Annotated in this window: 8 protein-coding genes and 1 pseudogene; all 9 read left to right on the top strand. The window is 67.5% G+C overall.

What is annotated here, in order from left to right:
• Positions 1-1445 (top strand): annotated as a pseudogene (locus tag I53_RS03245) (sensor histidine kinase); the annotation flags it as partial.
• Positions 1442-2797, top strand: coding sequence for a sigma-54 dependent transcriptional regulator (locus I53_RS03240; protein ID WP_043346622.1), 1356 nt, complete (start codon positions 1442-1444; stop codon positions 2795-2797). The pseudogene I53_RS03245 and the gene I53_RS03240, both read left to right, overlap by 4 nt.
• A gap of 146 nt (positions 2798-2943) precedes the next feature.
• Entirely contained in the window at positions 2944-3180 is a 237-nt protein-coding gene (locus I53_RS03235) for a hypothetical protein (RefSeq protein ID WP_043346619.1), read from the top strand.
• A 604-nt stretch (positions 3181-3784) separates the two neighbouring features.
• Positions 3785-4027: a hypothetical protein gene (locus tag I53_RS30815; protein WP_236952835.1), complete on the top strand. Its 243-nt coding sequence runs from the start codon at positions 3785-3787 to the stop codon at positions 4025-4027.
• A gap of 155 nt (positions 4028-4182) precedes the next feature.
• Positions 4183-4551 (top strand): hypothetical protein, encoded by a 369-nt coding sequence (locus I53_RS03230; RefSeq protein WP_043346618.1) that lies wholly within the window; start codon positions 4183-4185, stop codon positions 4549-4551.
• A 333-nt stretch (positions 4552-4884) separates the two neighbouring features.
• Complete coding sequence (locus I53_RS03225; RefSeq protein ID WP_043346616.1) at positions 4885-5094, top strand: cold-shock protein; 210 nt, start codon at positions 4885-4887, stop codon at positions 5092-5094.
• 105 nt (positions 5095-5199) lie between these two features.
• Positions 5200-5562 (top strand): DUF6481 family protein, encoded by a 363-nt coding sequence (locus I53_RS03220; protein WP_043755289.1) that lies wholly within the window; start codon positions 5200-5202, stop codon positions 5560-5562.
• A gap of 41 nt (positions 5563-5603) precedes the next feature.
• Complete coding sequence (locus I53_RS03215) at positions 5604-5801, top strand: hypothetical protein (protein ID WP_043346614.1); 198 nt, start codon at positions 5604-5606, stop codon at positions 5799-5801.
• Between the two features lie 525 nt (positions 5802-6326).
• On the top strand, positions 6327-6599 hold the full coding sequence (locus I53_RS03210) for a hypothetical protein (protein WP_043346613.1): 273 nt from the start codon (positions 6327-6329) through the stop codon (positions 6597-6599).
• Positions 6600-7184: the final 585 nt, after the last annotated feature.

The raw sequence follows: 7184 nt of genomic DNA, 5'->3' as shown, positions 1-7184 counted from the left end.
CGTCCCTATTTCAAGCAGGCCCTGCCCGCGGCGCCGGATCGCAATTCGCCCTCGGCACGGTCAGCAGCCGGCCCGGCCTGTACCTCGCGCGGCGCGTCGACACTGGCGCCGGGGTCGTCGTGGTGAAGGTGGAGTTCGACGCGGTCGAGGCGGCGTGGCGCGCTGCCCACGAGGTGACCTTCGTCACCGATGCCCGGGGCATCGTCCTCGTCACCAGCGAGCCGGGGTGGCGCTTCGATACCCTCGACGCCATCGATGCCGCCGAGCGTGCCCGGATCGAGGCAGGGCAGGAATTCGGGGCGGCGTCCCTCAAGCGGCTGCCGCTGCATCCGATCGCCGGCAAGCCGGACGCCGTCCGCGTCGCCCGGGGGGCACTGCCGGCCTGGACCGCGATCCTATCGCAGGCCACCGTGCCCGGGACGGACTGGCGGTTGCATACGCTGACACCGGTCGGCACCGCCGTCGAGCGCGAGCGGCTTCAGGCCTGGATCATCGCGGCGCTGGCCACGGCGCTCGTCGGATATGGGCTCTTCGCCCTGGCCGACCGCGGCCGCCGGACGCGGATGCGGCTGTCGGAGGCCGCTGCGCGCCGGGCGGAGCTTGAAACCCGGGTCGAGGCGCGGACACGCGCGCTGCGCGAGACCAACGCGCAGTTGCGCGCCGAGATCGCGGAGCGGCAGCGCGGCGAGGCCGAACGCGAGCGCCTCGGCCGCGAATTGGCGCAGGCCGGCCGGCTGGCGGCCCTGGGCCAGTTCGCGGCCAGCATGGCGCACGAGATCAACCAGCCGTTGGCGGCGATCCGCTCCTACGCCGACAACACCGCGATCCTCATCCGCCGCGGGCGATCCGACGACGCGGCCGAGAATGCGGCCGCCATCGGCCGGCTCACCGACCGCATCGCGGGCCTCACCCGGCAGCTCAAGGGCTTCGCCCGCCGCGCCTCGCCGCGACGCGAGCCGGTGGCGCTGCGCGACGTGGTGGCAAACGCCTTGGAACTCGTGACTGCGCGCGCGGCGGCCCTCGACGTCCCGCTCGCGGCAGACCTGCCCGACCCGGATCTGCGCGTGCTCGGAGACGGTCCGCGGCTGGAGCAGGTTCTGGTCAATCTGCTCCAGAACGCCCTCGACGCGGTGGCGGGCCGACCGGACGCCCGCGTCGGACTGCACCTTCGCTCCGACGGTGGCGAGCGCATCGCGGTCGAAGTGGCCGATACCGGGCCCGGCATTCCCGACGCCCTACGCAGCCAGGTCTTCGACGCGTTCTTCACGACCAAGGCGGATGGCCTCGGTCTGGGTCTCGCCATCGCCCGTGGGATCGTGGAGGATTGCGGCGGCAACCTGATCCTGGCGGGCGGCGCGGACGCCGGCACGGTCTTCCGGATGGAGCTGCTCCGGGCGACGGAGAAGAGGCCGGGCGTGGACAAGCCCTTGGGAGCAACACCGTGAGCGGATCGGCGGACGCGGAGGCGGCGACCGAGCGCGTCGTCTTCATCGACGACGAGGCGGAGGTTCGCCGGGCCAATTGCCAAAGCCTGGAACTGGAGGGATTTGCCGTCGAGGCCTTCGCCGCCGCAGAGGCGGCTCTGGCGGCGATCCTGGCCGCGCCACCCGGCGTGGTGGTCACCGACGTGCGGCTGCCCGGACTCGACGGCGTCGGCCTGCTGGCGCGCCTGCGCCGGGTGGATCCGGACCTGCCTGTCATCCTGATCACCGGCCACGGCGACATCCGCATGGCTGTGGCCGCCATGCAGGGCGGCGCCTACGACTTCCTGGCCAAGCCCTATCCCGCGGAAGCGCTCGTCGCCTCCGTGCGCCGGGCGCTGGAGCGGCGGCGGCTCGTGATGGAGAATCGGGCGCTGCGGGCACGGCTCGACGCGGCGATCGAGGAGGATCCGGCGTTCCTCGGGATCTCTCCGGAGATCGCGAACCTGCGCGCCCTCGTGCGCGAGGTGGCGCAGGCCGATGTCGATGTGCTCGTCTTCGGTGAGACGGGATCGGGCAAGGAGGTGGTGGCGAGCGCCCTGCACCGCTGGAGCCGGCGCTCCGGGCGGAATCTCGTGGCGATGAATTGCGGGGCGTTGCCGGACAGCGTCGTCGAGAGCGAATTGTTCGGCCACGAGGCCGGGGCCTTCACCGGGGCGCTGAAGCGCCGGATCGGTCGGATCGAGCACGCACAGGGCGGAACGCTCTTCCTCGACGAGATCGAGAGCATGCCGCTGCCGCTGCAGGTCAAGCTGCTTCGGGTGCTTCAGGAGCGCACCGTGGAACCGCTGGGCACGAACGAGGTGCGGCCGGTCGACATGCGGGTCGTCGCTGCCACGAAGGTCGATCTCGGGCAGGCGGCCGCTCAGGGCACCTTCCGGGACGACCTCTATCACCGCCTCAACGTCATCACGATCGCGATCCCGCCCCTGCGCGACCGGGGCGAGGACGTGATGCTGCTCTTCCAGCACTTCCTGCGCCGCGCCGCCGAGCGGTTCGGACGGCCGGTGCCGCCGGTCACGCCGTCCATCCGCGATCATCTGCGCCGTCACCCCTGGCCGGGCAATGTCCGCGAACTCGGCCATTTCGCCGAGCGTTGCGCCCTCGGGCTCGGAGCCGTGCCGCAATCCGCCACTGAGGCGGCGGCCGGCAGCCTCACCGATCAGGTGGATCGTTTCGAGCGGCAGTTGATCCGCGACGAGTTGATCATGGCCGGCGGCGATGTCCGGGCCGCCGCCGAGGCGCTCGGACTGCCCCGCAAGACGCTTTACGACAAGATGGCGCGTCACGGCCTGACGCCGGGCGACTTTCGCTAGGGGCGCCCGTTCGACCTGTTGCCCGGACCGAAGGGCGCGACCGACGCGTGTGGCGCCGCGGTCCGGGCAAGCTACCGAAAAGGGGTAAGCGGACAAGTGCGGAAACGGCTTAGCGTGGCGGACGGATCAGCCTCGCCGAGCCGCCTATGCCGCGTTATTTCATCGATCTGCACGACGGAACCGACATCGTCCGCGACAGAGACGGCTACGACCTGCCGAGCCTTGAGGCCGCCCGGTCTCAGGCTGTGAAGATCATGACACGTATCGCGCAGGGATTCTCCGATGCGCCCGGCCGGCAGGACTACATGGCGGCTGTCCGCGACGAGATGGGCGTGGTGCGGATGCGCCTGCGCGTATCGCTCGATGCGGACCCCGTCGGCTGACGCCGCGGCAGCCACTGCGGGCGTACGCGGTCAGAAGCGCCCCGACGCAATACCGGTAATTCGGACCGGGCCGAGGGAGAGGCGACTGCAGGGCCGCTGCATGGGCAGCGGATGCCCCGACGCCAGAGGACTATCTTTATCGCGCTCGAAGGCGCAGAGTGAGACCATCATCGGATCGACTGATCCAGGCGCCGGTGACTGAGGGCCTGCGCCCCCGCCTGCAATGGACAGGCGTGCTTGGCAAACATCCCGTCAGTTTCAGGACGGTTCCGCTCTCATCAGGTGCGCCAAGCCTATCGGCTGCATCGGCCTGCATCCGAGCGTGGGGTGCTGACGCTTCGTTCCTATACCGGGTACGGCGCGCATGACAGCCCAACGGAGATTCGACCGCTTGCCATCCGGCCGTCCGACAGATCCCGGAGCCGGTCCTATTCTGCCTCCGAACGTGACGCGGAGCGCGATCATGGCAACCGAATCGAGCCGCGGGCCCAGCGAGTCAAAGAAAGCGGAAGAGCCGCCGGTGACCGTCAACAGGGCGGCTCCGTCGATTGTGGGCCTCGCCGAGCCCCGCGGTCGTGGCTGACACGATGGCGGAAATCGGGAGATGACAATCGTGGTCGAGCCGTACTCAGCACCGCCTTGCCCGGTGATGCAAAGATTGATCAGGATGGTTGCACGTTCATCGCAGCTGCCTGGTCTTCAGGAGCGTGGGTGGCTGATCGATCAGCTCACGGACCTCGAAGCCGAAGGTATTGCCGCAGATGCGCATCGGCGCACCTTGGACGCGATCCGGGCGACGCGGCTGAAGCTTCGCATCGAGAGCCTTTTACCGATGGCTTCGGCCTAGAACAGGCACTGATCTATCCGCAGACGGTCGCATGCGCGGCCATTCAGGACTGCTCTTCAAGCGCCAGTCGAACCGAGGAGGCCGGATACCCGGATCCGCGAGACGGCGCGACAGCACCGAGCATCGCTCAACGGCCCTTAAGTCAGGAGGACAGAATGCACGTCATGCGCTGGTTGACCAGCAAAATCATCGGTCTTTTCCTTGGCGAAACTCAGAGTCGCAGGGCGAATACGATGTCCAAAGAGCGCGAAGCCGGCACCTTCGAAGGCGGGTATTCCACAAAATCCCGACAGTTCGAAAGCGATTACAACGCAGCAACGCGAATGCTCAAGCTGCGGATCGATGAGCGCTTTCCGGACAGCTACTATGCCAGGCTGAGTTCCGACAGAAACAGCTCTTACGATTATGGTCAGGATCGCGCGCTGGCGATCGACACCATATCGACGGCCATCGCCATGGCCCTGCGCGGCGGTGCTTCCGTGGAACAAGCCGCGGCCGCTGGGGCGGCGAGTGTGAGGATCTGAAGGCAGCGTGCAGCTTCGTTCGGGTAACCGGGGACCCGGATTGGGAATCCATGGCGCGGTCGGTATGGAAACCGCCGCCTAGCTTCGCGCCGCTGATTTGCACCGCCAAAATCTTCTGCGCCGCGTGTCAAACATCCTGCATTTTGACTTAGTGCTTGTGATTATCTCTCCGATGCCGTACAGATGATAAATCGACTTTTGGCCAGATATTCGGCCGCATCGCCTCAACAGGGCGAGCGCTCTGCATCTCTCCCATATTCGAAAATTCGCGACCGAGCGCGTGCATGGCGTGCGCTCGACCTATTTAACTACCTATAACGATATGGAATACCTATGAGCATCGGCACCGTTAAGTGGTTCAACGACACCAAGGGCTTCGGCTTCATCCAGCCGGATGACGGCGGCAAGGACGTGTTCGTGCACATCTCCGCCGTCGAGCGTGCCGGCATGCAGGGTCTGACCGAAGGCCAGAAGGTCTCCTACGAAATGGAAACCGATCGCCGCAGCGGCAAGCAGTCCGCCGGCAGCCTCCAGGCCGTCTGAGCCACACGCCGTCTTCCAAGACGCGTCTCGAAGCCGTTCCCCCGGGGGCGGCTTCATCTGTATTTCGCAGCCAAAGCTTAGCTCTGGCGCGCACAAGGAATATTCGTGGGACCATACAAAGCAAGTCAGCTTGTTGACCATCTGGCGGCGATCGCCAAGTCGCGACAGGACACCCTGGCCCGGTTCCGGGCCCGCCCGTCAGCCGACGATCCGGCCCTTCGCGCCCGGCAGGCAGCCCGCCAAGCTGTGGTCGCGGCGCGGACCGCACGCAACACCGAGCGTGTGGTCGCCCGCCTCGCCGACGAAGCCGCACGCGAGGCTGAGAGTCTCGCTGCCAGCGCGCAGGCCGAAGCCGACCGGATTCGGTTGGTGGCCGAGGCAGCGGCTTTGCAGACGGCCCGCGCCGCTGAGCAGAAGGCCGCCCGCGACGCGCGCTTCGCCGCTCGTAAGGCCAGAGCCCGCCGGTAAGCCGGTCGCTCCCCGCTCAGCGCTTCTTTGGAGGACGAAACATGTCTCACAAGTTCAAAATCGGCCAGCACGTGCGGCAGCTGGGGACCAGCTATACGGGCAACAAGGGCATCGTCGACGGCCTGTTCGAAGTGGTCCGGCTGACGCCGGATGACCGCTCCGGCGAACCCACCTACCGGATACGGTCCGACGGCGGTGAGCGCGCGGCACGGGAAGGCGAACTCGTTCCGGCCTCTTGATCCATCCGGCCCGACCGGGCTTCCGCATGGCCGTTGAGTGCTGCAACGCTGCGGGGGGCGATCGGGCCAGAGAAGAACGCCCTGAGGGAACGCTGCTGCGATCTGGATCGACGCGGCGAGCCGAACGCCACTCTCAGGACCGACAGGGACGATGATCCGTCCCGGCCACGCCTGCCGCGACGCAAGCCGCGGGAGACTGGCGGCCACGCAGTGTGATCATCGGAGCGCCGCGCGATCTGCTGCGAGCAGAGCTTAGGCGTCCGATCTCGTTTCTTCCAAAGATCGGCAAGGCTGCGACGATTGTTTCGAGCAGGGCATCTCGGATGCTCTGTCATGCCCGTACCGATCGTCCGTCGCGACGGCACGAGCGATGGAGTTTGCGATGCAGAGGCGCGCATCCTCTCGCTCGGCCTTCGGCTGCCCGTCGGCTCACGGCGAGTGTTCCCGCACGGGAACCGGCTTCCGGAGTTAAACCATCATCGATCGCTGCTGCGAACCCGACATGTTCAAACGTGAGGATGTTTCATGCCCCCGGCCGGCGCCCATTCCCCCGAGGCGGCCATGATCGAGCCCAATCAGACCGCCTATATCCTCAAGGTGACGCGCCCCGACGAGGCGGAACTATCCGGTTCCTTGGTGATGTTCTACGCCGTGATCACGACCTCCGAGGACGAGGCGCTTGCGGTCGTGCGCCAGGCCGTGAAAGCGGATGCGGTGGTCGAGCCGACGGGCGTCCGCCTCGCTCAACAGACAGCCAGCGCCCTCAACCTGGAGGCGGGTCTCGCAAGAGCACTCTGACGCGTCTTCCAGGGCTGCCCCGGTCCTCGAGCGGGATCTCGTGTCGCCAGCCCGGCGGTGCGGCGACAGGCAGTGAACGGGGAACCTCCGCCATGGATATCGACCGCTTGGCAGAAACCGAGCGCGTGCTTGCGGTCACCGACCGTCTCTGGCGTGCCGAGATGCATCGGGTCTTCGGTCCCGACGCGGTGCTGCTCCACGGCTTCGGGGAGGACCGTCGGGGCGCGCCTGGAACACGCCTGCGGTCGACCTTCGAAGACAGACGCAGCGCGATCGCGGCTTGGCGGCGGGTGAGGAGTCCGGCGCCTTCGCGCGCCTTTACGGGCAGGCCGGTCGTCCCGGGAGCCTGACGCCCCTCATCGCAGAGCGGCGATGACCGTCCGCGCGAAAATCGGACACGGGGCCCTTTTGATGCGCGTTCCGGATGCGCAACGCAGCCGCCGCGGATCTCCGAACTGGCGAAACCCGCGCTCAGCCGCCCTCCGATAGTCGTCCCACCGTCGACACCCTGCGTTGGGAGTGGCGTTTTGGCTTCGGACGGCGCATAGCTTCGACATCCCTCCGCGCAATCCCGTGCCCTGGGCG

The sequence above is a fragment of the Methylobacterium sp. B1 genome (assembly GCF_000333255.1).
Lineage (GTDB): Bacteria > Pseudomonadota > Alphaproteobacteria > Rhizobiales > Beijerinckiaceae > Methylobacterium > Methylobacterium fujisawaense.
This window is presented reverse-complemented; position numbering and strand designations above follow the sequence as displayed.